This is a genomic window from Rhodoferax sp. (genome assembly GCF_028715765.1).
Taxonomy (GTDB): Bacteria; Pseudomonadota; Gammaproteobacteria; order Burkholderiales; family Burkholderiaceae_C; genus Rhodoferax.
Genome location: NZ_JAQURE010000021.1, coordinates 25,739 through 46,994 on the forward strand (window position 1 = coordinate 25,739; position 21,256 = coordinate 46,994).

A 21,256-nucleotide genomic window follows, 5' to 3' on the forward strand; every position below is an offset into this window, starting at 1 on the left:
CGCATGCTGGACATAGCCAACCTCCACGCCTTTTACGGCCAAAGCCATGTGTTGCACGGGGTCACGCTGCAGGTGCGTCCTGGCGAAATTGTGGCGCTGCTGGGGCGCAACGGCTCCGGGCGCAGCACCACCGCCAAAGCCATCATGGGGTTGGTGGCGGCCACCGGGTCGGTGCGCTGGCGCGGGCAAGAGCTCATGGGTCAAAAAACCTACGAAATCGCCCAGTTGGGGCTGGGCTATGTGCCCGAGAGCCGCGACGTGTTTCCCAAACTCACCGTGGCGCAAAACCTGCTGTTGGGCCAGCAGACCCGTGCCAAGCCCAGCCGCTGGTCGCTGGAAGACATGTATGCCCTGTTCCCGCTTTTGAAACAGCGCCAGCACACCCCTGCCGGCGTGATGTCTGGTGGCGAGCAGCAGATGCTGACCCTGTGCCGCACCTTGATGGGAGACCCAGACCTGATTCTGATCGATGAACCCACCGAAGGCTTGGCACCGCAAATGGTGGCGCTGGTGGGGCACTACCTGCAACGGCTCAAGGCGTGTGGGGTGTCGGTGCTGCTGATCGAGCAAAAGCTGACCATTGCCATGGCGGTGTCTGACCGCTGCGCCGTCATGGGGCACGGCCGTGTGGTGTTTGAAGGCACGCCAGACCAGTTGCAGCACCACGCAGCAGTTCGCAAAGAGTGGCTAGAAGTTTAAGTAAAATAAGCCTCTAGCGCTTATAGAATAAGCGTAAGTAGCTACTTTAAATGTAGCAAAATCAAACGGTGGCGTCGGTCAAGACTTTGCGCCGGGCTTGCAGCTCGCGGTAGCGCTGCAACGCGCTGGGGTCGGTTTTGGCGGCGGCAATGGCCTGGTCTTCATCCAGCTTGAGCTGGTCAATCAACATGCGGTTGAGCAGGTGGCGCAGCTCGGTCAGTGCTTCGGCGTTGTCGCTCTCTACCCCCAGTTCGTACCCCGCCATCAATTGCAAGGCGTAAAGCTCGCTCTCAGACGTGTGCAGCCCCTCGCGCAATGCCACCCACGGCTGCACGCCATGCTCGTGAAACTGGCGCTCCAGCCAGGTGAACAGGGGGCCGTGAGGCTCTGGCAGCGCGCACAGCATGGCATGGTCTTCGGCCGACAACTGCGCCAAAGCGGCCATGTTGTCCAGCAGCAAGCGTGCCGCATGGTCGGCGCGGCTGGTCGGCTGGCGCCCTTGACCCGTGCCGCGCAGGGTGCTTTCTTTTTGACGTGTTTTAGTGCTGTAGCCCTTTGATTCAAAGCGTGAAGTGCTATCATTTTGATATTTTTTGGTGGATTTACTGGCGCTGCTTTGGCTGCCGGGGTGCCATACATTCAGGAGCTCGCGGTTGGCAAGTTGCACCAAATCTGCCAGTTCGCTGAGCAACTGCTGCTTCAGCGCGCCATCAGGCATCAGCTCCCACAGGGGTTTGGCATTGCTGGCCAAGTGGGCGCGGCCTTCGGCGCTGCTCAGGTCGCAGCCATCGCGCACGGCATCTATCAAAAAACGGCTCAGTGGCACAGCCTCAGTCACAAACCGGGCGAAGGCTTCTTTGCCATGGGCGCGGATGAAACTGTCAGGGTCGTGCTCGGGCGGTAAAAACAAAAATTTGACCGAGCGCACGTCGTTGGCATAGGGCAGGGCGGCATCCAGCGCTTTGCGTGCTGCCCGCCGGCCAGCGCTGTCGCCATCAAAGCTGAACACCACGGCATCGGTAAACCGAAACAGTTTTTGCACATGCTCGGCCGTGCACGCCGTGCCCAGTGTGGCCACAGCGTTTGGAAAGCCTAACTGCGCCAACGCCACCACGTCCATGTAGCCTTCAGTGACCAACGCGTAGCCATGTTCACGCACGGCGGCGCGTGCCTCATACAGGCCATAGAGCTCGCGGCCTTTGCTGAACACCGGGGTTTCGGGTGAGTTGAGGTATTTGGGCTTGTCATCGCCCAGCACACGCCCGCCAAAGCCGATGAATTGGCCTTTGACGTTGCGGATGGGAAACATCACCCGGTCACGAAAGCGGTCGTAGCGCTTGGCGTCTTGGCCCTCTTCATCGTGCAAGATCACCAAGCCGCATTCGACCAGCATGGGGTCGTCGTAGTTGGGAAACACGCTGGCCAAGCTGCGCCAGCCTTCTGGGGCGTAGCCCAATGCAAATTGTTTCGCCACTTGGCCTGAGACGCCTCGGCCTTTGAAGTAGTCCACCGCACGGGGTGATGTTTTGAGGCTCTTTTGGTAGGCCTTGCAGGCTTTTTCGAGCACTTCATTCAGGGTGGTTTGCTTTTCACGCTGCTGCGCGGCTCGCGCCCGGTCTTGCGGACTGGCGTCGTCTTCGGGCACTTTCATGCCAAACTGTTGCGCCAGGTCTTGCACCGCTTCGACAAAGCTCATGCCCGCGTGTTCCATCAAGAAACCAATCGCGTTGCCGGTTTTGCCACAGCCAAAGCAGTGGTAAAACTGCTTGGTGGGGCTGACTGAAAAAGACGGTGATTTTTCGCTGTGAAAAGGGCACAAGCCCATGAAGTTGGCGCCGCCTTTTTTGAGCTGCACATAGCGCCCCACAATCTCCACCACATCGGCGCGGGCAAGCAGTTCCTGAACAAAGGTTTGGGGAATGGACATGGCCAGATTGTAGGAAGCCCGTCTTCTTCAAGGGCTGGCCTGGCCACCCGCGGTGCACATGTCTTGTGCCCGCGGGTGTGTGCGTTCAGCGGGGTGCCATGCGGATGGCGCCATCCAGGCGGATGACTTCGCCGTTGAGCATGTCGTTCTCAAAAATATGCACCGCCAGCTTGGCATAGTCTTGCGGTGTGCCCAGGCGTGATGGAAAAGGCACGCTGGCGGCCAACGCGTCTTGCACTTCTTGTGGAAAGCTGAACATCATGGGCGTGCCAAAAATGCCTGGTGCAATCGTCATGTTGCGGATGCCGTTGCGCGCCAGGTCGCGGGCAATCGGCAGGGTCATGCCGACAATGCCGCCTTTGGATGCGCTGTAGGCGGCTTGCCCCATTTGGCCGTCATAAGCGGCGACCGAGGCGGTAGAGATCAGCACACCGCGTTCGCCGGTGGCTTCAGGGTCGTTTTTACACATGGCATCGGCGCACAGGCGAATCATGTTGAAGCTGCCCACCAGGTTGACCGTGATGCACTTGTTAAACACGGCCAGCGCATGGGGGCCGGCTTTGCCCACTGTTTTTTCAGCGGGTGCAATGCCTGCGCAGTTGACCAAGCCCATCAGTTTGCCCAAGCTGCCGGCCAGCGCGACGGCAGCTTGCCCATCGCTCTCGTTGCTGACATCGCATTTGACAAAGGCACCGCCAATGCTGTCTGCCACCGCTTGACCTTTTTCAACTTGCATGTCTGCCACCACGACCTTGCCCCCTTTGCTGCTGAGCATGCGTGCAGTGCCTTCGCCTAAGCCAGAGGCAGCTCCCGTGACGATGAAAACTTTGCCTGAAATGTCCATGTGAATCTCCGGGTTGATTGACGTTAACGTAAACGTCAAATTATGACGCACCGTACGCAACTCAAGTTTTGTCGTGCATTTGGCCGAAGGAGAACTTATTGACGCTATACTCTCGGTTTCTCGAATACTCCTAGGCGCGTAGCTCAGCTGGTTAGAGCACCACCTTGACATGGTGGGGGTCGTTGGTTCGAGTCCAATCGCGCCTACCAAGGTTTTCTGAAATTGACCAGATTCAGAGCACAAAAACCTCGGTACATCTCCTTCTAAGTTTGTTTTTGATCATGTGTACAGCACATCATGCAGCACCTGCATGCGTGTTGGATGAATCCTTACAATCCGCTGCAGTGCAAATCAACCTCTTTCAACGAACGCCCATGGTGTTCAAGGATTTTTCATGACCACCGCGCAAGCGTCTTTGAGCGTGCCACAACAACGCATCATCAAAAAATACCCCAACCGCCGTCTTTACGACACCGATACCTCGACCTACATCACGCTCGCTGAAGTCAAACAGTTGGTGATGACGCGCGTGGCGTTTGAAGTGCGCGATGCCAAATCGGGTGAAGACATCACCCGCAGCATTTTGTTGCAAATCATTCTGGAAGAAGAAGCTGGTGGCACGCCCATGTTTACCGCGCCTGTGCTTGAGAGTTTGATTCGTTTTTATGGTCACGCCATGCAGGGCTTCTTAGGTGGTTATCTAGAAAAAAACATTCAGTCGCTGATTGAGGTGCAAACCCGTTTTGCTGAGCAATCCAAAGGTTTCACGCCTGAAATGTGGAGCCAATACGCTGCGATGCAGCCCCCTGCTTTGCAGGCATTGATGGGCGGGAGCTTGGAGCAGTCCAAAGCCATGTTGGTAAAAATGCAAGAGCAAGTGCAAAAACAAACTGACCAGATGTTGGGTGCCTTTGGCATCAAAAGCGCAAGTTAAATCCGCCTATGACTTCTCTTCTACCTGCCTCCACTCAGCCCGCAGTTGCCCCCAAAGTGGGCTTTGTCAGCTTGGGCTGCGCCAAGGCGCTGACCGATTCTGAACTGATCTTGACCCAACTCAGTGCCGAGGGTTATCAAACCGTCAAAACCTTTGCCGGGGCTGATTTGGTGATTGTCAACACCTGTGGCTTCATTGACGATGCGGTCAAAGAGAGCCTTGACACCATTGGCGAGGCTTTGGCAGAAAATGGCAAGGTCATCGTGACGGGCTGTTTAGGTGCCAAAGCTGGTGCAGATGGGGACAACCTGGTGCGGCAAATGCACCCCAGCGTGCTGGCGGTCACCGGTCCGCAGGCCACCCAGGAAGTGATGGATGCGGTGCACACTCATTTGCCTAAACCACATGACCCGTTTGTGGATTTGGTGCCAAACGCGTTTGGCTCTGCGGGCATCAAACTTACGCCTCGGCATTACGCCTACATCAAAATCAGCGAAGGCTGCAACCACCGGTGCACCTTTTGCATCATTCCCTCGATGCGTGGCGATTTGGTCTCTCGCCCAATTGGCGACGTGCTCAAAGAAGCTCAAGCCTTGTTTGAAGGTGGCGTGAAAGAGCTGTTGGTGATCAGCCAAGACACCTCTGCCTATGGTGTGGATGTGGCTTATCGCACTGGGTTTTGGAGTGGCAAACCCATCAAAACCAGGCTGTTCGAGTTGACGCAAGCCTTGGGTGAGATGGCACAAGGTTATGGCGCATGGGTGCGTTTGCACTATGTTTACCCTTACCCCAGTGTCGACGACATCTTGCCGTTGATGGCCTCTGGCCTGGTGTTGCCTTACTTGGATGTGCCGTTTCAGCACAGCCACCCTGATGTGCTCAAGCGCATGAAACGCCCCGCCAGTGGTGAAAAAAATCTTGAGCGGTTGCAGCGCTGGCGCCAAGCCTGTCCGCAAATTGTGGTACGCAGCACCTTCATTGCCGGCTTTCCGGGCGAGAGCGAGGCTGAGTTTGCTGATTTGCTGGATTTTGTCAAAGAGGCACAGATAGACCGTGCCGGTTGCTTTGCATACAGCCCGGTCAATGGCGCAGCAGCCAACGAGCTCCCGGGCATGCTGCCCGAATCTTTGCGTGAAGAACGTCGCGCCCGCTTCATGGAAGTGGCCGAGGCCGTGTCAGCAGCCAAATTGCAGCAGCGGGTGGGGGCCACCATGCAGATTTTGGTGGACTCTGCACCCGGTTTGGGTAAAAAGGGTGGCTTAGGGCGCTCTTACGCAGATGCGCCTGAAATTGATGGTGTGGTGCAGTTGCTTGCACCCGAGAAAATCAGCAAGACGATGAAGGTGGGTGAATTCACCAAGGCCAGAATTGTGGCAGCGCGTGGCCATGATTTGGTGGCGCAACCTTTTTGAGTGAGTTTGCAGCGCCAACCCATGCATCAAGGGTCAGCAATAAAAAAAGCCGCTGTGGGTACAGCGGCTTTTGAAACCAGTCTCTGGTTTGTAATGAAAACAAAACAGAATTCATTTATATTGGTGCCCAGGAAGGGACTCGAACCCCCACGAAGTTACTCGCTAGTACCTGAAACTAGTGCGTCTACCAATTCCGCCACCTGGGCATTTCAGGAAAGAAAGGTATTGTATCAAAAATATGAAGCAAACCAGCACGTTGCTGGATGAAGTTGAAGGTGTTGTTCAAGGTCACCGTGATGGCCATGGTTTTGTCATCCGAGACGATGGCGAAGCAGACATTTACTTGCCACCCAACGAAATGCGAGCCGTGTTGCACAAAGACCGCGTCAAAGCGCGTGTGGTGCGCAGTGACCGCAAAGGTCGCCCAGAAGGTCGGGTGGTGGAGATTGTGGAGCGCAGCAACCAGGTCATCATTGGTCGATTGCTTTGTGAAAGCGGTATCTGGATTGTGGCTCCCGAAGACAAGCGCTACGGCCAAGACGTGATGATCCCCAAGGCCGCCATCAGTGCCGCCAAGGTTGGCCAGGTGGTGGTGGTGGAATTGACCGAGCCGCCGGCACTGTTTGGTCAGCCCGTGGGGCGCATCAAAGAGGTGCTGGGTGACGTGGATGATCCAGGCATGGAAATTGAAATTGCCGTGCGCAAGTACGATGTGCCGCATGTTTTCTCTGAAGCCTGTGTGGCGCAAGCGCGTGGTCTGCCAGACACCGTGCGGCCCATCGATAAACATCAGCGGGTCGATTTGACCGATGTGCCGCTGGTGACCATTGATGGTGAAGATGCGCGCGACTTTGACGATGCGGTCTACTGCGAGCCAGCCAAGATTGGGCGCGGCAAATCAGTTGTGATGGGCTGGCGCTTGCTGGTGGCCATTGCCGATGTCAGCCACTACGTGGAAAACGGTTCAGCCATTGACATTGATGCCTACGAACGTGCGACCAGCGTGTATTTCCCACGCCGGGTGATTCCCATGTTGCCTGAGAAACTGTCTAACGGCTTGTGCTCGCTCAACCCTGAGGTGGAACGCCTGTGCATGGTGTGTGACATGATGATCAGCCCGGACGGCGAAGTGACGGCGTACCAGTTTTACCCGGCGGTGATGTGGAGCCACGCCCGCTTTACCTACACTGAAGTGGCCGCCATTTTGGCCAACACGCGCGGGCCAGAGGCGGCCAAGCGCCAAGACCGTGTGGCTGATTTGCTCAACCTGCATGATGTTTACCGTGCTTTGTTGAAATCGCGCGAGCGCCGTGGTGCTGTGGACTTTGAAACTGTAGAAACCCAGATTGTGTGTGACGAGGCTGGCCGCATTGAAAAAATCATGCCGCGCACCCGCAATGATGCGCACAAGTTGATTGAAGAAGCCATGCTGGCGGCCAATGTGTGCAGTGCAGATTTCATCTCACAAAGCAAACACGTGGGGTTGTTCCGGGTGCATGAAGGCCCCACCCCAGAAAAAGTGGAATTGCTCAGGAACTTTCTCAAGGTCAGTGGCGTGCCTTTGAGCATTGGTGATGACCCCAGCCCAGCCGATTTTCAGGCCATTGCCAAAGCCACCAAAGAGCGCCCAGACGCACAGCAAATTCAAACCATGTTGTTGCGCTCGATGCAGCAAGCCATTTACACGCCCATCAACAGTGGTCACTTTGGGTTGGCTTTTGAGGCCTACACCCACTTCACCAGCCCGATTCGGCGCTATCCAGATTTGCTGGTGCATCGGGTCATCAAAGCCATCTTGGCGAAAACCAAATACCAGTTGCCGGTCTTGCCCACACCGGGTGATGCGCATGCCAAACTGTCCAAGCGGCTAGAAAAAAATCTGGCTTCACGGGTGGCAGAGCCAGGGCAAAAACCACGCAAGCTGAGCGTGGACATGCAGGCCTGGCAGGCTGCAGGCTTGCACTGCAGTGCCAATGAACGCCGCGCCGACGAAGCCAGCCGCGACGTGGAAGCCTGGCTGAAATGCAAATACATGCGCGAGCATTTGGGTGAGGAGTTTGGTGGCGTGGTCAGTGCCGTCACCAGCTTTGGTATTTTTGTCACGCTCGATGCCATGTATGTGGAAGGCTTAGTGCACATCACCGAGCTGGGTGGGGAGTATTACCGGTTTGACGAAGCGCGCCAGGAATTGCGTGGCGAACGCACCGGCATGCGCTACGCCCTGGGGTCAAGGGTGCGGGTACAAGTCAGCCGGGTAGATTTGGACGGACGTCGCATTGACTTCCGCTTGATGCCTGACAGCGATGGACTGGTCAGCCGCACCGCTACGGATTCCGGCCGCGCGGGCAGTCTGACCGGGGCTGAGACCGGACGAAAACGTCGAAGCGACCCTGCTGCGCAAGCACCAAAAAGTTCACGAGATCGTGCTGCAGATGGTTCCAAGTCACGCGCCAAAGGTGCTCAGCGCAGCAGCGCTGCCAAAGCTTCTGACAGTCCCAAGCCCAAGTCACGCAAGCCGCGTCGACGCAGTTGAGGGTTAATGCTCATGACCTGTTTAAACATGACTTTGACAAACAAAGTGGCGCTGGTCACCGGTGCTGGGTCGGGCATTGGCAAAGCCGTGGCGCTGGCCTTGCTGGCTGATGGCTGGCAAGTGGTGTTGGCTGGGCGGCGGCTGCCACCTTTGCAAGCGGTGGCGGCGCAATGCGCTGCGCCTGAGAACGCGTTTGCTTTCGCAGCAGACGTGTCCAAAGAAGACCAAGTGCTGGCACTTTTTGAGGCTACTCTGCAAAAATTCGGCCACTTGGACGTGTTGTTTAACAACGCTGGCATCAGTGCACCCCCTGGCGTGCTGCTGGAAGACCTGGCGCTGTCAGACTGGCAAGCGGTGGTAGACGTCAACCTGACGGGCATGTTTTTGTGCCTGCGACAAGCCTTTCGGGTGATGAAAGCCCAGCACCCTATGGGCGGTCGCATCATCAACAACGGCTCGATTTCAGCCACCACGCCACGCCCTAACTCGGTGGCCTACACGGCTACCAAGCACGCCGTCACAGGCTTGACCAAAACGGCTTCGCTCCGATGGCCGCAAGTACCACATTGCGGTGGGACAAATAGACATTGGCAACGCCGCCACCGACATGACTCAGCGCATGCAAACGGGCATTTTGCAAGCCAATGGCAGCATCGCGGTAGAGCCCGTGATGGATGTGGCCCATGTGGGTCAGTCCGTGGTTTACATGGCCAACTTACCGCTCTCGGCCAATGTGATGTTTCACACCATCATGGCCACTGACATGCCGTTTGCAGGGCGAGGCTAAAGGCTCGCAAAGCAATAACCTGAGCATTGATACCACCCACCACTTTATGACGCATGCTTGGCCAAGGCTGACGCGGTAAGAGGCTGCAGTGCTGGCCAGAGGTCAGCGGCCAGACCATGTTGGTACACCGCGTGGCAAGCAGCATGAAAGGCACTTTGCCCCGCCGCCAAGCGTGCCCCCACCCTACCTGCCAGCACATCGCCTGTGCCGCCGCTGGCCAGTTTGGCGTTACCAGTGGGGTTGATGACCGGGGTGTGCCCTGGGCTGGCGATCACCGTGCCAGAGCCTTTGAGCACCACCGTGCAGTTGAACATGGCGCAGAGTTCTCTGGCTGCTTGCAGACGGTTGGCCTGTATGTCTGGCGCACTGCAGGCCAGCAGGCGCGCAGCCTCCAGCGGGTGCGGTGTCAGCACCGTCGGCAGGCCTTGTGCCGCACGCTTGGCCAGTTGCTGTTGCAAGTCGGATTGCTGCACCAGCGAATTTAATGCGTCGGCATCCAACACCACGGGTGATGCTGCGGCCAATATCCTGGGCAAGAGGGGCGCCACAGCCGTGCCGCCACCACAGCCACACACCAGCGTACAGGCAGAAAAATCGAGCGCTTCAACAGGGCGAAACATCAGCTCGGGTTGGCTCATATCCACACCGGGGTGCATGGCGTCCAGCAAGCTCACAAACACCCGACCCGCGCCGCCGTACAAAGCCGCACGCGCTGCCAGCAATGCTGCCCCCGTCATGCCCGGCGCACCTCCAATGACTGCCACATCGCCAAAACTGCCTTTGTGACTGGCATGGGGTCGAGCTTGCAAAGCTGGTGCCGCTGCCAGCATGGCATCAGGTGACGGCATGGCTGCAGCCATGGTGCGCATCAGCTCGCCTGCACCTAAGTCATCCAGCCACACCGTGCCACACGCATCTTTGCCTTGTGCGGTGAAGCAGCCAGGCTTTAGGGTTAGCACACACAGCGTGTGGTGGGCATTGACGTGCAGTTGGCAGGCGGCTCCCGAGTCGGCGGACAACCCTGTGGGCAGGTCGATCGCCACCACTGGTGCGGCGCAGGCCAACATGTGCTGCACGGCATGGGCAAGTTCGCCGCTGGGTTCACGCCGCTGGATGCCCAGCCCCAGCAAGGCATCCAGCACCACTTCCACTTGGTCTGGCAACTGCGTGCTGATTTGGACTCCAGCAGCATGAGCCCGCTGGTAGGCGCTGGCTGCATCAGCCGGGGCAGTGTCGGCATGACCCAGCCAAGTGACCAGCGGTTGTTTACCCCACTGTTTCAAATGCAGTGCCGCTTCTAGGCCATCGCCACCGTTGTTACCTGGGCCACAGGCTACCCAAATGCGCTGGGCGTGGGGTGCCACAGCCAAAACCAGTTTGGCGCTGGCCAAACCGGCGCGTTGCATCAAGCTGGGTTGGGGGATGCTGGCCTAACAGGCCGCCTCGATCAGGCGTGTGGCTTGAACACCGTAAAGGGGTTCATTGAAGCCCGCCAGGATTTTGCGCACAGCTCAAAACTCAAAGGTTTCGCCTTCGCGCGCCAGGCGAACCACCGGGTCGCCCGCTTGGTGAGGGTGCTCTTGCATCACTTGGCTAAAGGCTGCCTCCAGGGCATCGTCGCTGCGCGTGGGCTCGTGATGGGTGCAAAACAGGTTTTTGGCGCCCGCCAGTTTGGCGTATTGGATGCTGGAGTCAAAGGTGCCATGACCCCAGCCCATTTTGCTGGTGTATTCGGCGCGGGTGTAAGAGCTGTCGGCAATCAGTACATCCACACCGGCCATGGCACGCAAAATGGTGGCTGTTTTTTCATCAATGAAATGCTGGTATTCCGCATATTCCGGGTCATGCGGGGCGTAAATGTTCAACGGTGGCTCGTGGTCGCCCGTGAAAAAAACCGATTTGCCGTTGGCCTCAATGCGGTAGCCAAAATCCACCACCGGGTGGTTCATCAAACACGGGGTCACAGTGGCCGAGCCAATTTGAAAGCTTTGGTCAGGCGCCAGCGTCACGTATTCAATGCGCGCCTTCATTTCAGCCTCGCGCACCGGGAAATAGCTGTATTGCAACTGGACTGACATCACTTGCTCAATGCCTTTGCCAGACACTGGGTCAAATGCGCCATGCAGACGCAAGGTGTTGCCGGGAATGAAGTTGGGCACAAAAAAAGGCAAACCCTGAATGTGATCCCAGTGCGAATGCGAAATCAGCACGTTGGCGGTCACGGGCAACTCAGCCAGCAGCGACTGAGACAGCGGAAAAATGCCAGTGCCCGCGTCAATGATGATGAGCTCATTGTGGTCGGTTCGAATCTCAATGCACGTGGTATTGCCACCATAGCGCACAGTGGCAGGACCCGGTGAAGCAATGGAGCCACGGACTCCCCAAAATTTGATTTTCATGGCTGACCCTTAAATTTGGGCAAATAATTTGGCTTCTTCAAAAGCGGCGTTGACATCATTGAGTGAGAGGATAACCTCATCCAAGGTGCCGCCCATCATCTTGGCGACCGGTGGCGACAGCGGATAAACACACGGGTTGCCAGCAAAACCAAAAGACAATTTTTTACTGATTTGGTTGGCCGTGAACACACAGGCAAACAACGCTGAATTTTGCGCTGGCGGGTCAAACTGGTGTGCAATGGTGTGGATCAAATCTGGCGCAAAACGCCATTTTTCCACCAGCATGGCACCGATGATGGCATGGTCTGCTCCCAAGGTGTGGCGCAAAGCCTCATGCAGCGAAGTGTTTTGCGCCAGGCTCAATTGCAGCGCCTGCTTGAACTCGGTGGGCATGAACTGGGCGCACACCACTTTGCCAAAGTCGTGCAGCAGCCCGCCAATGAAGCAGTCCATGGGGTCGACATCATCCAGCCGCGCTGCCAGTTTTTTGGCCAGCACCGCCGTCGAGAGCGAGTGCAGCAAATAGCTGTTGACATCAAACTCAGCCGAGTTGTGTTGCGGCAGGATGCCAATGGCGGCAATGCACAAGGCCAAATTCTTAATGGTGTTGAAGCCCAAATACACCACTGCGTGGTTCACCGAGGTGATCTGCTTGGGCAAACTGTAATAGGCTGAATTCACCGCCCGCAACACCTTGACCGTGACCACCGGGTCTTTGTCGATGACTTGCACCAGGTCTTTGGGGGTGCAATTGACATCGCGCGTGAGCTCCAGAATGCTTTGCACGCTTTTGGGAAATGCGGGCATGCCATCCACGGCGCTGGCGAGCTTTTGGGAGAGTTCCGGCGACATGAATAAAACTGTGCGTCAGTGCAAAAGGGGCAGGGTGGAAGCGTGAATCAAGCGCAAGGTGTCAATGGGCAATGCATGATAAACCCAAAGCAACCCAGTCTCAGGCACAAGCTCAACGCCCGCGCATGAACAGCGCATCGAGTTCGCGCAGGCTGACCTGCCGCCAGGTGGGGCGGCCATGGTTGCATTGATCTGAGCGCTCTGTGGTCTCCATGTCGCGCAGCAAGGCGTTCATTTCTTCCAAGGTCAGTTGGCGGTTGGCACGCACGGCGCCGTGGCAGGCCATGGTGGCCAGCAGCTCGTTGTGGGCGCGTGCAAGCACCGTGCTGGCCTCGGTGTGCGCCAATTCGGCCAACACGCTGCGGGCCAGCTCAACTGCATCGCCTTGCGCCAAACTGCTGGGCACGGCGCGCACAGCCAGGGTTTTGTCTGAAAACGGGGTGATGTCCAGCCCCAGCTGTTGCAGCGCAGCCTGGTTCGCCTCGGCCGTGGCCACCTCTAGCGGGGTGGCGGCAAAGGTGGCGGGTAGCAGCAGCGGCTGGCTGGGCAGGGCGCCTTGCTGGGGGCTTGTGCTTGAGTCTGGCGCGTGATGTGCCACTGCCCATTGGCGCTTGAGGCGCTCATAAACAATGCGTTCATGCGCGGCGTGCATGTCCACAATCACCAAACCCTGGGCGTTTTCAGCCAGGATGTAAATGCCTTTGAGTTGCCCCAAGGCGCGCCCCAGCGGCCAAAAGTTGTCTGATGACTGGTCTTGTGGTTGGGCAGCTGCACTGGCTGGCGGGTTGGCCAGGTCGGCCTCATGCGGTGGCAAACCAAACGCCGCCGGTGGCCATGCGGCTTGATCTATGGTGGATGGGGTGGCACGGCTGCTCTGCCACAACGCGCCCAACTCGCTCACCTTGTGTCCCACACTTTTCTCAAAATACATAGCTGTCTGTGCATATTTGACGGGCGCTACAGGCTTATTTAGCTTAAAAATATCAGCTTGGGCAAAGCGACTTGCCAGGTCGACGGCGCTTACAGGCAGGGCGCGCAGGGGGTCTGTGGCACCGCCCGGCATGGCACCCATCGCGGGGGGGTACCCGCCATCAACCCAAGTGGGTTGCTGCTCTGGTTGACCCGCGCGGGGCGCCGCCAAGGCGTTTTCTACGGCGTGACGCACGGCTTGGTGCACTTCGCGGCTGTCCCTGAAACGCACCTCGATTTTGGTCGGGTGCACATTCACGTCAACCCGGGTGGGGTCAATTTCGACATACAGCGCATACACCGGCTGGCGCTGGCCGTGCAACACATCCTCATAAGCGCTGCGAGCGGCGTGGGTGATGACCTTGTCGCGCACAAAGCGGCCATTCACGTAGCAAAACTGTTGGTCAGCGCGGGCGCGTGCTGCATCCGGCAGGCCGGCACGACCCCAAACTTTGATGACCGGGGCGTAGTCAGGCCGACCCGATGTGGCGCCGGTGGCGAAATCGACCCACACCGAGCGCTCGACAAACTCGCTGCCCAGCACGTCGGCCAAGCGCTGCTCCAGCGCAGGCAAGCTGTGGCGCTCACCACAGCGGCGCCATTGCTCGACCAACTTGCCGTCAGACCAGATGGCAAAACCCACGTCGGGGCGCGCCAGCGCATGGCGGCGCACGGCTTCAACGCAGTGGGCTTGTTCGGTGGCATCGGTTTTGAGGAATTTGCGCCGCGCCGGGGTCGAGAAAAACAGTTCTTTGACCTCGACCGTGGTGCCCACGCTGCGTGCCACGGGCTGCAGCTCACCCGTTTGGCCAGCCAAAATATAAGCATTATTTTGGCCGCTAGCCCTTGTAGATATTGCGCAGTCAGCTATTGAATTAATTGCGGCCAGCGCTTCACCCCGAAAGCCCATGGTGCCCACCGACTCCAGGTCCGCCAGGTTGCTGATCTTGCTGGTGGCGTGGCGCTTGAAAGCCAGCGGCAGCTCATCGGGCCAGATGCCGCAGCCGTCGTCTTCCACACTGATCAGCCGCACACCACCGGCCAGCAGCCGCAGTGTGATCTGGCTGGCACCGGCGTCGATGGCGTTGTCGACCAGCTCACGCACCACAGACGCCGGGCGCTCTACCACCTCGCCAGCGGCGATTTGGCTGATCAACTCGTCGGGCAGTTCACGGATCGAGGGGCGTGGCGGCTGGGTTGCCGATGCGGTTTCAGTCATTGTCTAAAGTCTCAAGCAGGGGTGCGGCCAAGGCGGGGTCAAGTGGGGCGGGCAGCTCTTCCACGTCGCGCAGTTTGCGCTGAATGGCGCGGGTGCGCACGCCCACCTCGTTGAACTTGGCGGCAGCCGTGTCGATGGACTTTTTGGTGGCTTCCACAATTTCGCCAAACTTGTTGAACTCGTTTTTCACCGAGCCCAGCAGGCTCCACACTTCAGAGCTGCGCTTTTCAATGGCCAGTGTTTTGAAGCCCATTTGCAAGCTGTTGAGCATGGCGGCCAGGTTGGCCGGGCCGGTGATCATGACGCGGCAGTCGTTCTGGATGGCTTCGACCAGGCCGGGGCGGCGAATCACCTCGGCAAACAGGCCCTCAGAAGGCAGGTACAGAATGGCAAAGTCGGTGGTGTGTGGCGGTGACACGTATTTGGCGACGATTTTTTTGGCCTCCAGTTTCATTGACGTCTCAAACGCGTTGCCGGCCTGAGCAATGGCCGCCTTGTCTACCGCGTCATAGGCATCCATCAGGCGTTGGTAGTGCTCCACTGGGTATTTGGAGTCAATCGGTAGCCAGATCGGGTGCTCGTCTTGCTTGCCGGGCAGGCGAATGGCAAATTCCACCAGCTCGTTGCTGCCAGGCACGGTTTTGACATTTTTGCCGTATTGGTCGATCGTCAGCACGTTTTCAATGATGGCGCCCAGCTGCATTTCGCCCCAGGTGCCGCGCGATTTGACGTTGGTCATGACGCGCTTCAAGTCGCCCACGCTGGCGGCCAGGGTTTTCATTTCACCCAGGCCGTGTTGCACTTGCTCCAGCCGCTCGCTGACCAGTTTGAAGGATTCACCCAGGCGCTGCTCCAGCGTGGCGTGCAGTTTTTCATCCACCGTGCGGCGCATTTCTTCGAGCTTGCTGGTGTTGTCAAGTTGGATGGCGGCCAGCCGCTCATTGAGTGCCACTCGCAACTGCTCGGCGCTTTGCTGGCTGCCCTGCACCAGCCCGGTGAGCTGTTGCGACACCGATTCTTGCAAGGCGGAAAACTGGTGTTTGATTTGAAAACTGTTGCCTTCGAGCTGGTCTTTGAGCGCGCCAGACATGACGCCGAGCTGCGTGTTGATGTCGGTTTTGAGCGAATCAAGCGTTTGGCGCGTGCTGCCGGTCAAGGCCTCAAAGCGCTCTTGAATGCGGGTCTCAAACAGCGCGGCGCTCTCCGTCATGGCTTGGCGGGACTTGACGCTCTCGCTGGCCAGGCCGGCCAAGGCCGTGCCCAGCTCAGCGCGGAAACCACCCAGCGCATCGGTCAGCTCTTTGCGCCCGGTGGCGGCATCGGTTTGGGCTTGGGTCAAGTGCGCCAACAGGGTTTTGCTGGTGTCGTCCAAGCCGTTGGCCACGGTCAGTTGCAAGGCCGCCAGCCGTTGGGTAAGTGCCGCTTCGAACCCACCCAGACGCTGCTCCAGCTTGCCCTCAAAGCCCTGAAACGCCGTGAGCAATTCAGCCCGGCCGCTGCGCGACTCGGCCACAGTTTGGGCCAGCTTGTCGTCAATGGTTTTGCGAACCGCTTCCAGGCTGGCGGCAGAGGTTTGCGAAAAGCCTTGCAAGTGCTGCCCCATGCCATCGAGCGCGCCATCATTTTTGGCTACGGCTTGCAAGGTGCTGCGGGCAGATTGCTCCAAGGCCTCTAGCTTGAGCGCCAGCTCAGGCGGCAGCTCAAGGCGCGGCTTGCGCAGCAACGCGATGATTTGCAGTACCACCACCAGAGCCATGCCAAAAGACAGCAGGGTGAAAATCAGGTCAGTCATGAGGTAGGGGCTTTGTGAGTTTGAGTTGTTATGAATTCAATAGCTACTTGTGCTTATTTTATAAGCTATAGAGGCATATTTGTTGTAAATTTAAGGGGTGGTTCACGTTGCAAATGGGTCAAGCAAGGGCACCTTAAACGCAGCAAAGTCGCGCGTGTTGCGCGTCACCACGGTGAGTTGGTGTACCAGCGCGGTGGCTGCAATCATGGCATCTTCAAACAAGGCATCAGATCGATGGTGCATCAATTGCGCCCACACGCGGAAGGTTGTTGCGTCCATCGGCAAGATGTTGTGGGTGTCTGCCAAGCGGTCAGCCCACTGTGAAATTTCTTGTGCTTTGGCTGGGTTCTGGTCTTTGGTGAGTTCAACACCACGCTGAATCTCCCCCAGCGTGACGGCCGAGATAAATAAATCGGATTCCGGCGTGGCGGTAAGCCAGGCCAACACGCCGCCGTGCGGCTTGGCTTTGCGCAACTCTGAGACCACGTTGGTGTCGAGCAAAAACATCAAAACACCTCGGGCGGGCGGCTTTGAGCCTGACCTCGTGGCACAGTCAAGAAGTTGCCACGCGCCGAGGGGTCAAGCAACACTTCTTTGAGTGACGGGGGTTTGTGAGCCTGCAACTGGCGCCATTGGTTAATGGGCACCAGCACGGCAGCGTCTTGCCCCCGTTTCGTCACCAATTGCGGCCCGCTGGTGAGGCAGGCTTGCAAAAATTCACTGAACCGTGCTTTGGCATCCTGAACGGGCCAAGTGCTCATGACACCTCCTAAATGACTAGTTGTCTGACCAGTTTAGCGCAGCTTTGAAGGGCTTGGTAGGTTTGGCATGACTTGCACAAATTTCACTCCCCCGCGAGCCACCGTGCCATGGGTTTGCGGCTGAATGCGCAGTGGATAATCGCGCCCCATGGACATTCTCATGACACTTCTCGACTTCATTCTCCACGTGGACAAACACCTGGAGACCTTTGTACAAAACTACGGCATGTGGGTTTACGCGCTGCTGTTTTTGATTATTTTTGTCGAAACCGGCGTGGTGGTGATGCCGTTTTTGCCAGGCGATTCGCTGCTGTTTGTGGTGGGTGCCATGTGCGGCGTGGGGCTGATGAGCTACCCTTTGTCAGTAGGGCTATTGCTGGCGGCGGCCATTTTGGGCAACCAGTCCAACTACACCATTGGCCACTACTTTGGCCCCAAGGTGTTCCAGTGGGAAGACTCGCGCTGGTTCAACAAAAAAGCCTTTGACCAAGCCCACGCGTTTTACGAAAAATATGGTGGCATCACCATTGTGGCGGCGCGCTTCATGCCGTTTTTGCGCACCTTTGCGCCGTTCGTAGCCGGTGTGGCGCAGATGACGCGCAGCCGCTTCACGCTGTTCGACGTGCTGGGCGGCACGCTGTGGGTGGGCGGTATCGTCACCGTGGGCTATTTCTTTGGCAACATCCCATGGGTCAAACTGCATCTGGACAAAATCATTTGGGCGATGATCCTGATCCCCGGGCTGGTGGTGCTGTTTGGCGCCTGGAAGAGCCGACGCAAAGCCGCTTGATGCAGCCAACAACTTCACCGAGATCATGACCCAGCCGCCCCTTGCCGCCACCCGCCCCACCCTTGAGGTGGCTGTGATCATGCAGCGCCTGGCCAACACCGGCCCAGGCGCACGCTGGCAGCCCTGGCGCTGGGAGCTGGCAGATGTGGTTATGCATGAACCCAGCTTTGGCACTACGCCCCGCCTGCTTTATGAAAATGAGAGCACTCAGCGTTGGTTGCACGGGGGCTTGAAGGTTGAATTGTTCAAAGACGACGCCGAAGGCTACTACCTCAATGCCACCACCGACGTGCCCAGCTGGTTTGTGCTGTGGCGCATGGAAGACGAGGCCTCGGTGGCTGATGAGCCCATTGCCATCCCCCTGATTGCCACCTTGAGCTACTACGATGCAGGCCGCTGGCTTGATGCTCAGGAAACCGTGGAACAAGTGCCCGCCCCCGCGCCGGTGCTGCAATGGCTGTGCGAGTTTGTGGACGAGCATTACGTGGTGGAGCCCAAAAAGCGCAAACGCCCGGACAGTTTCAAGTCGCTCAAAGACCGCTTTGGCAACCCGGTGTCGATCAGCACCGAGAAGCAGTTTGGCGGCGGCGCAGGCGGCAAAGGCGGGCAGGGTAGCCAGGGTGGTCCGCATGGCTGATGGCTTTTTAGGCCGCTGGTCGCAGCGCAAGCAAGCGGTGCGCTTGGGGCAGCCGCTGGCAGAGCCCAATCCGCCCGCATCCCAAGCGGCGGTTTTGCCCGCACCGCAAGCCCCTGCGCCGGTTACGACTCAAGCTGATGTGCTACGCGTTTCACCCCCTCTCCCTCTGGGAGAGGGCAGGGGTGAGGGCGGCCCTCAACCTAACCCTCTACCGTCCCCGCCCACGCTAGACGATGTGCAAGCGCTGCAGCCTAGCGACAGTTTTGCCCGTTTTGTGACGCGTGATGTGTCGCCAGACGTGCGCAACGCAGCCATGAAAAAGCTCTTTGCTGACCCGCACTACAACCTGATGGATGGTTTGGACATCTACATTGACGACTACTCCATCGCCAGTCCGTTGCCCGCTGCCACCCTGCGCCACATGGCCAGTGCCAAGTTTTTGAACCTGTTTGACGAAGACCCGCCCCCTGCAACCCCCGCCACACCGCTGTTGGATGTGAGCGCACAGCCCGAAGAAATTGCACATGACCACATTGATTTGCAACTGCAACCAGACCATGCCGCTGGACGCGCAGAGCTTGAGCGCGAGCCTGAACGAAGCCCTGACACTGCACAGCAGCCTGTGCCGCCGCCAAGCCACTGAATTCCTCAAAGCTGCAGCCAGTGGCGACGAGCTGGTGGTGGCCTGCACCCAAGAGACAAGGCTGTTTGGCGAGCTGGCTGAGCAGGCGCACATGACCGCGCCGATCCAGTTTGTCAACATCCGCGAAACCGGTGGTTGGAGCCGCGACGCCGCCAACGCCAGCCCCAAAATTGCGGCGTTGCTGGCCGTGGCGCATCTGCCCGCACCCGACCCGGTGGCCACCGTTAGCTACCAAAGCGACGGTCGTGCACTCATCATTGGCCCGCTGGATGCAGCCGAGCGTGCGGCCAGCCTGCTGGGTGACGCGCTGGACTTGACCCTGTTCACCCAAGGGGCTGGCTTAAACGGCGGCGCCCAAGCGCGCCGCCACTTGGTGCTGGGCGGGCATATTGAAAGTTTGACCGGCTACCTGGGCGCGTTTGTGCTGACGTGGCAACACACCAACCCGATAGACCTGGACTTGTGCACCCGCTGCAACGCCTGCCTGGCCGCATGCCCTGAAGGCGCCATTGGCCTGGACTACCAGATTGACCTGTCTGCCTGCCAAGACCACCGCGCCTGTGTCAAGGTCTGTCAGGTGGCAGCGGCCATTGACTTCAACCGCGTGCCCACCCGCCAAACCGAAACCTATGACCTGGTGCTGGACTTGCGCGCCACACCGGCCTTCAGTCAGCATGCCAAGCCGCAAGGTTATTTGCACTGGGATGGCCGTGACCTGCCCAGCCTGTTGGCCTGGCGCGAACTGGTGGGTGAGTTCGAGAAACCCAAATTTTTCACCTACAAACAAAAACTGTGTGCTCACAGCCGCAATGAAAAAGTGGGTTGTAGCGCCTGCATTGACGTGTGTTCGGCCAGCGCCATCAGCTCTGACAAGCACCACCAGCGCATCGTGGTCAACCCCAATCTGTGCGTGGGTTGTGGCACCTGCAGCACAGTCTGCCCCACCGGTGCCATGGCTTTTGCCTACCCTCGCGCGGCAGACCAGGGCGTCAAGCTCAAAACCCTGCTCAGCACCTACCAGCGCAGCGGTGGCAAAAACGCGGCGCTGCTGCTGCACAGCCAAGGCCAGGGCGCCTCGTGGTTGGGCGACCTGGGGCGTGCCGCGCAGCTTGAAAAGGGTCACAAAGACGGCACCCATGGTGTGCCGGCTCGGGTGCTGCCGGTGCCGCTGTGGCACACCTCATCCATCGGGCTGGAAGTTTGGCTGACGGCGGTGGCCTATGGCGCGAGCAACGTGTGGGTACTGCTCACCGCCGAAGAAGCGCCGCAATACGCCGCTGCCTTGACCGAACAAATGGCCGTGGCACAAGCCATCTTGACCGGGCTGGGCTACACCGGCGAACATTTCAAACTGCTGCAGGTGCGCGACGCGCGTGACCTGGCCGCGCTAGACCGCAGCCTGCAAGCCGACCCAGCGCAAGCCCCCACGCGCCACGCCAGCTTTGCGGTGCAGGCCGACAAACGGGTCACTTTAGAGCTGGCGCTGGATCATCTGGTGGCTCAAGCGCCTGTGACAAACATGTCTGAAGCCGTTCGCGCCGTTTCACCCCTTGCCACGTCGGCGGTCATTGCCCTGCCTGCCACAGGTTCACCTTTGGGCTCGCTGGCCATCAACAAAGAGGCGTGCACGCTGTGCCTAAGCTGCATCAACGCCTGCCCAGCCAGTGCGCTGTCTGACAACGCGGCGGCGCCACAACTGCGCTTCATTGAAAAAAATTGTGTGCAATGCGGTTTGTGTGTCAAAACCTGCCCCGAAAAAGCCCTCAGCCTGGTGCCGCAACTCAGCTTGCTGCCCCAGCGCAAAGAAGCTGTGGTGCTCAATCAAATGCAGCCCTACGCCTGCGTGCGCTGCGGCAAACCCTTTGGCACGCTCAAAGGCATTGAGGCCATGCTGGGCAAACTGGCCGGCCACAGCATGTTTCAAGGTGCCGCACTGGAGCGCTTGAAAATGTGCGGCGACTGCCGGGTGATTGACATCTATTCATCCGACCAAGAAGTCAAAATTTTTGACATCAAGTAAGGGCTCGTTCTCTTTCAACATGCACCTTCGACCCGCCA

General features: G+C 58.4%; 17 protein-coding genes, 2 tRNA genes and 1 pseudogene. 10 read left to right on the forward strand and 10 right to left on the reverse strand.

Features of this window, described 5'->3' with window-relative positions:
* Positions 1 to 3 precede the first annotated feature (3 nt).
* Positions 4 to 699 carry an ABC transporter ATP-binding protein gene (locus PHT20_RS09020; RefSeq protein ID WP_300082022.1) on the forward strand — a complete coding sequence of 232 codons (696 nt, stop codon included), beginning with the start codon at positions 4 to 6 and terminating at the stop codon, positions 697 to 699.
* 61 nt (positions 700 to 760) lie between these two features.
* Here the strand turns inward: PHT20_RS09020 and dnaG are convergent, their stop codons facing one another.
* Both dnaG and PHT20_RS09030 read right to left on the reverse strand, forming a co-directional pair.
* On the reverse strand, positions 761 to 2,626 hold the full coding sequence (gene dnaG, locus PHT20_RS09025; protein WP_301020259.1) for a DNA primase: 1,866 nt from the start codon (positions 2,624 to 2,626) through the stop codon (positions 761 to 763).
* Positions 2,627 to 2,711: 85 nt separating this feature from the next.
* Positions 2,712 to 3,470, reverse strand: coding sequence for a 3-hydroxyacyl-CoA dehydrogenase (locus tag PHT20_RS09030; protein ID WP_300082028.1), 759 nt, complete (start codon positions 3,468 to 3,470; stop codon positions 2,712 to 2,714).
* A gap of 132 nt (positions 3,471 to 3,602) precedes the next feature.
* On the opposite strand from PHT20_RS09030, the gene PHT20_RS09035 reads away from it, so the two are divergent.
* The 3 genes from PHT20_RS09035 (at position 3,603) to rimO (ending at position 5,816) form a co-directional block, all read left to right on the forward strand.
* Positions 3,603 to 3,679 (forward strand) — tRNA-Val (locus tag PHT20_RS09035).
* Positions 3,680 to 3,864: 185 nt separating this feature from the next.
* Positions 3,865 to 4,404 carry a polyhydroxyalkanoate synthesis repressor PhaR gene (gene phaR / locus PHT20_RS09040; protein WP_300082031.1) on the forward strand — a complete coding sequence of 180 codons (540 nt, stop codon included), beginning with the start codon at positions 3,865 to 3,867 and terminating at the stop codon, positions 4,402 to 4,404.
* An 8-nt stretch (positions 4,405 to 4,412) separates the two neighbouring features.
* The gene (gene rimO, locus PHT20_RS09045; RefSeq protein WP_301020260.1) at positions 4,413 to 5,816 is read left to right on the forward strand and encodes a 30S ribosomal protein S12 methylthiotransferase RimO; all 1,404 of its coding nucleotides are present in this window, start codon (positions 4,413 to 4,415) and stop codon (positions 5,814 to 5,816) included.
* Between the two features lie 121 nt (positions 5,817 to 5,937).
* On the opposite strand, the gene PHT20_RS09050 is transcribed toward rimO, so the two are convergent.
* Positions 5,938 to 6,022: transfer RNA gene (locus PHT20_RS09050), tRNA-Leu, on the reverse strand.
* Positions 6,023 to 6,054: 32 nt separating this feature from the next.
* On the opposite strand from PHT20_RS09050, the gene rnr reads away from it, so the two are divergent.
* Together rnr and PHT20_RS09060 are read left to right on the forward strand one after the other, a co-directional pair.
* Positions 6,055 to 8,349 (forward strand): ribonuclease R, encoded by a 2,295-nt coding sequence (gene rnr, locus PHT20_RS09055; protein ID WP_301020261.1) that lies wholly within the window; start codon positions 6,055 to 6,057, stop codon positions 8,347 to 8,349.
* 27 nt (positions 8,350 to 8,376) lie between these two features.
* Positions 8,377 to 9,136: pseudogene (locus PHT20_RS09060) on the forward strand (SDR family oxidoreductase).
* Positions 9,137 to 9,180: 44 nt separating this feature from the next.
* On the opposite strand, the gene PHT20_RS09065 reads toward PHT20_RS09060, so the two are convergent.
* The 7 genes from PHT20_RS09065 to PHT20_RS09095 form a co-directional block, all read right to left on the reverse strand.
* Complete coding sequence (locus PHT20_RS09065) at positions 9,181 to 10,560, reverse strand: NAD(P)H-hydrate dehydratase (RefSeq protein ID WP_366520915.1); 1,380 nt, start codon at positions 10,558 to 10,560, stop codon at positions 9,181 to 9,183.
* 87 nt (positions 10,561 to 10,647) lie between these two features.
* Positions 10,648 to 11,535, reverse strand: a complete 888-nt coding sequence (locus tag PHT20_RS09070) for an MBL fold metallo-hydrolase (RefSeq protein ID WP_301020262.1) — start codon at positions 11,533 to 11,535, stop codon at positions 10,648 to 10,650.
* A 9-nt stretch (positions 11,536 to 11,544) separates the two neighbouring features.
* Positions 11,545 to 12,387: an HDOD domain-containing protein gene (locus PHT20_RS09075; protein ID WP_301020263.1), complete on the reverse strand. Its 843-nt coding sequence runs from the start codon at positions 12,385 to 12,387 to the stop codon at positions 11,545 to 11,547.
* A gap of 112 nt (positions 12,388 to 12,499) precedes the next feature.
* Entirely contained in the window at positions 12,500 to 14,575 is a 2,076-nt protein-coding gene (gene mutL / locus PHT20_RS09080; protein WP_301020264.1) for a DNA mismatch repair endonuclease MutL, read from the reverse strand.
* Positions 14,568 to 16,367 carry a DNA recombination protein RmuC gene (gene rmuC, locus PHT20_RS09085; protein ID WP_301020265.1) on the reverse strand — a complete coding sequence of 600 codons (1,800 nt, stop codon included), beginning with the start codon at positions 16,365 to 16,367 and terminating at the stop codon, positions 14,568 to 14,570. Before rmuC ends, mutL begins: the two co-directional genes overlap by 8 nt.
* 102 nt (positions 16,368 to 16,469) lie before the next feature.
* Positions 16,470 to 16,874 carry a type II toxin-antitoxin system VapC family toxin gene (locus PHT20_RS09090; RefSeq protein ID WP_301020266.1) on the reverse strand — a complete coding sequence of 135 codons (405 nt, stop codon included), beginning with the start codon at positions 16,872 to 16,874 and terminating at the stop codon, positions 16,470 to 16,472.
* Positions 16,874 to 17,128 carry a type II toxin-antitoxin system Phd/YefM family antitoxin gene (locus PHT20_RS09095; RefSeq protein ID WP_301020267.1) on the reverse strand — a complete coding sequence of 85 codons (255 nt, stop codon included), beginning with the start codon at positions 17,126 to 17,128 and terminating at the stop codon, positions 16,874 to 16,876. Before PHT20_RS09095 ends, PHT20_RS09090 begins: the two co-directional genes overlap by 1 nt.
* Before the next feature lie 148 nt (positions 17,129 to 17,276).
* Between PHT20_RS09095 and PHT20_RS09100 the strand changes: the two genes are divergently transcribed.
* From PHT20_RS09100 to PHT20_RS09115, 4 genes are read left to right on the forward strand one after another with little or no spacing between them, the layout of a single operon-like run.
* Positions 17,277 to 17,918 carry a VTT domain-containing protein gene (locus tag PHT20_RS09100; protein ID WP_301020268.1) on the forward strand — a complete coding sequence of 214 codons (642 nt, stop codon included), beginning with the start codon at positions 17,277 to 17,279 and terminating at the stop codon, positions 17,916 to 17,918.
* 25 nt (positions 17,919 to 17,943) lie between these two features.
* Positions 17,944 to 18,555 (forward strand): DUF3305 domain-containing protein, encoded by a 612-nt coding sequence (locus PHT20_RS09105; RefSeq protein ID WP_301020269.1) that lies wholly within the window; start codon positions 17,944 to 17,946, stop codon positions 18,553 to 18,555.
* Positions 18,548 to 19,198 carry a DUF3306 domain-containing protein gene (locus PHT20_RS09110; RefSeq protein ID WP_301020270.1) on the forward strand — a complete coding sequence of 217 codons (651 nt, stop codon included), beginning with the start codon at positions 18,548 to 18,550 and terminating at the stop codon, positions 19,196 to 19,198. Before PHT20_RS09105 ends, PHT20_RS09110 begins: the two co-directional genes overlap by 8 nt.
* Positions 19,080 to 21,218, forward strand: coding sequence for a 4Fe-4S binding protein (locus PHT20_RS09115; protein WP_300082071.1), 2,139 nt, complete (start codon positions 19,080 to 19,082; stop codon positions 21,216 to 21,218). Before PHT20_RS09110 ends, PHT20_RS09115 begins: the two co-directional genes overlap by 119 nt.
* Positions 21,219 to 21,256: the final 38 nt, after the last annotated feature.

Excerpts from the sequence above, each read along its gene's own strand:
- PHT20_RS09020 (WP_300082022.1), top strand. The coding sequence starts at position 4 with ATGCTGGACATAGCCAACCTCCACGCCTTTTACGGCCAAAGCCATGTG.
- dnaG (WP_301020259.1), bottom strand. The coding sequence starts at position 2,626 with ATGTCCATTCCCCAAACCTTTGTTCAGGAACTGCTTGCCCGCGCCGAT.
- PHT20_RS09030 (WP_300082028.1), bottom strand. The coding sequence starts at position 3,470 with ATGGACATTTCAGGCAAAGTTTTCATCGTCACGGGAGCTGCCTCTGGC.
- phaR (WP_300082031.1), top strand. The coding sequence starts at position 3,865 with ATGACCACCGCGCAAGCGTCTTTGAGCGTGCCACAACAACGCATCATC.
- rimO (WP_301020260.1), top strand. The coding sequence starts at position 4,413 with ATGACTTCTCTTCTACCTGCCTCCACTCAGCCCGCAGTTGCCCCCAAA.
- rnr (WP_301020261.1), top strand. The coding sequence starts at position 6,055 with ATGAAGCAAACCAGCACGTTGCTGGATGAAGTTGAAGGTGTTGTTCAA.
- PHT20_RS09070 (WP_301020262.1), bottom strand. The coding sequence starts at position 11,535 with ATGAAAATCAAATTTTGGGGAGTCCGTGGCTCCATTGCTTCACCGGGT.
- PHT20_RS09075 (WP_301020263.1), bottom strand. The coding sequence starts at position 12,387 with ATGTCGCCGGAACTCTCCCAAAAGCTCGCCAGCGCCGTGGATGGCATG.
- mutL (WP_301020264.1), bottom strand. The coding sequence starts at position 14,575 with ATGACTGAAACCGCATCGGCAACCCAGCCGCCACGCCCCTCGATCCGT.
- rmuC (WP_301020265.1), bottom strand. The coding sequence starts at position 16,367 with ATGACTGACCTGATTTTCACCCTGCTGTCTTTTGGCATGGCTCTGGTG.
- PHT20_RS09090 (WP_301020266.1), bottom strand. The coding sequence starts at position 16,874 with ATGTTTTTGCTCGACACCAACGTGGTCTCAGAGTTGCGCAAAGCCAAG.
- PHT20_RS09095 (WP_301020267.1), bottom strand. The coding sequence starts at position 17,128 with ATGAGCACTTGGCCCGTTCAGGATGCCAAAGCACGGTTCAGTGAATTT.
- PHT20_RS09100 (WP_301020268.1), top strand. The coding sequence starts at position 17,277 with ATGGACATTCTCATGACACTTCTCGACTTCATTCTCCACGTGGACAAA.
- PHT20_RS09105 (WP_301020269.1), top strand. The coding sequence starts at position 17,944 with ATGACCCAGCCGCCCCTTGCCGCCACCCGCCCCACCCTTGAGGTGGCT.
- PHT20_RS09110 (WP_301020270.1), top strand. The coding sequence starts at position 18,548 with ATGGCTGATGGCTTTTTAGGCCGCTGGTCGCAGCGCAAGCAAGCGGTG.
- PHT20_RS09115 (WP_300082071.1), top strand. The coding sequence starts at position 19,080 with ATGACCACATTGATTTGCAACTGCAACCAGACCATGCCGCTGGACGCG.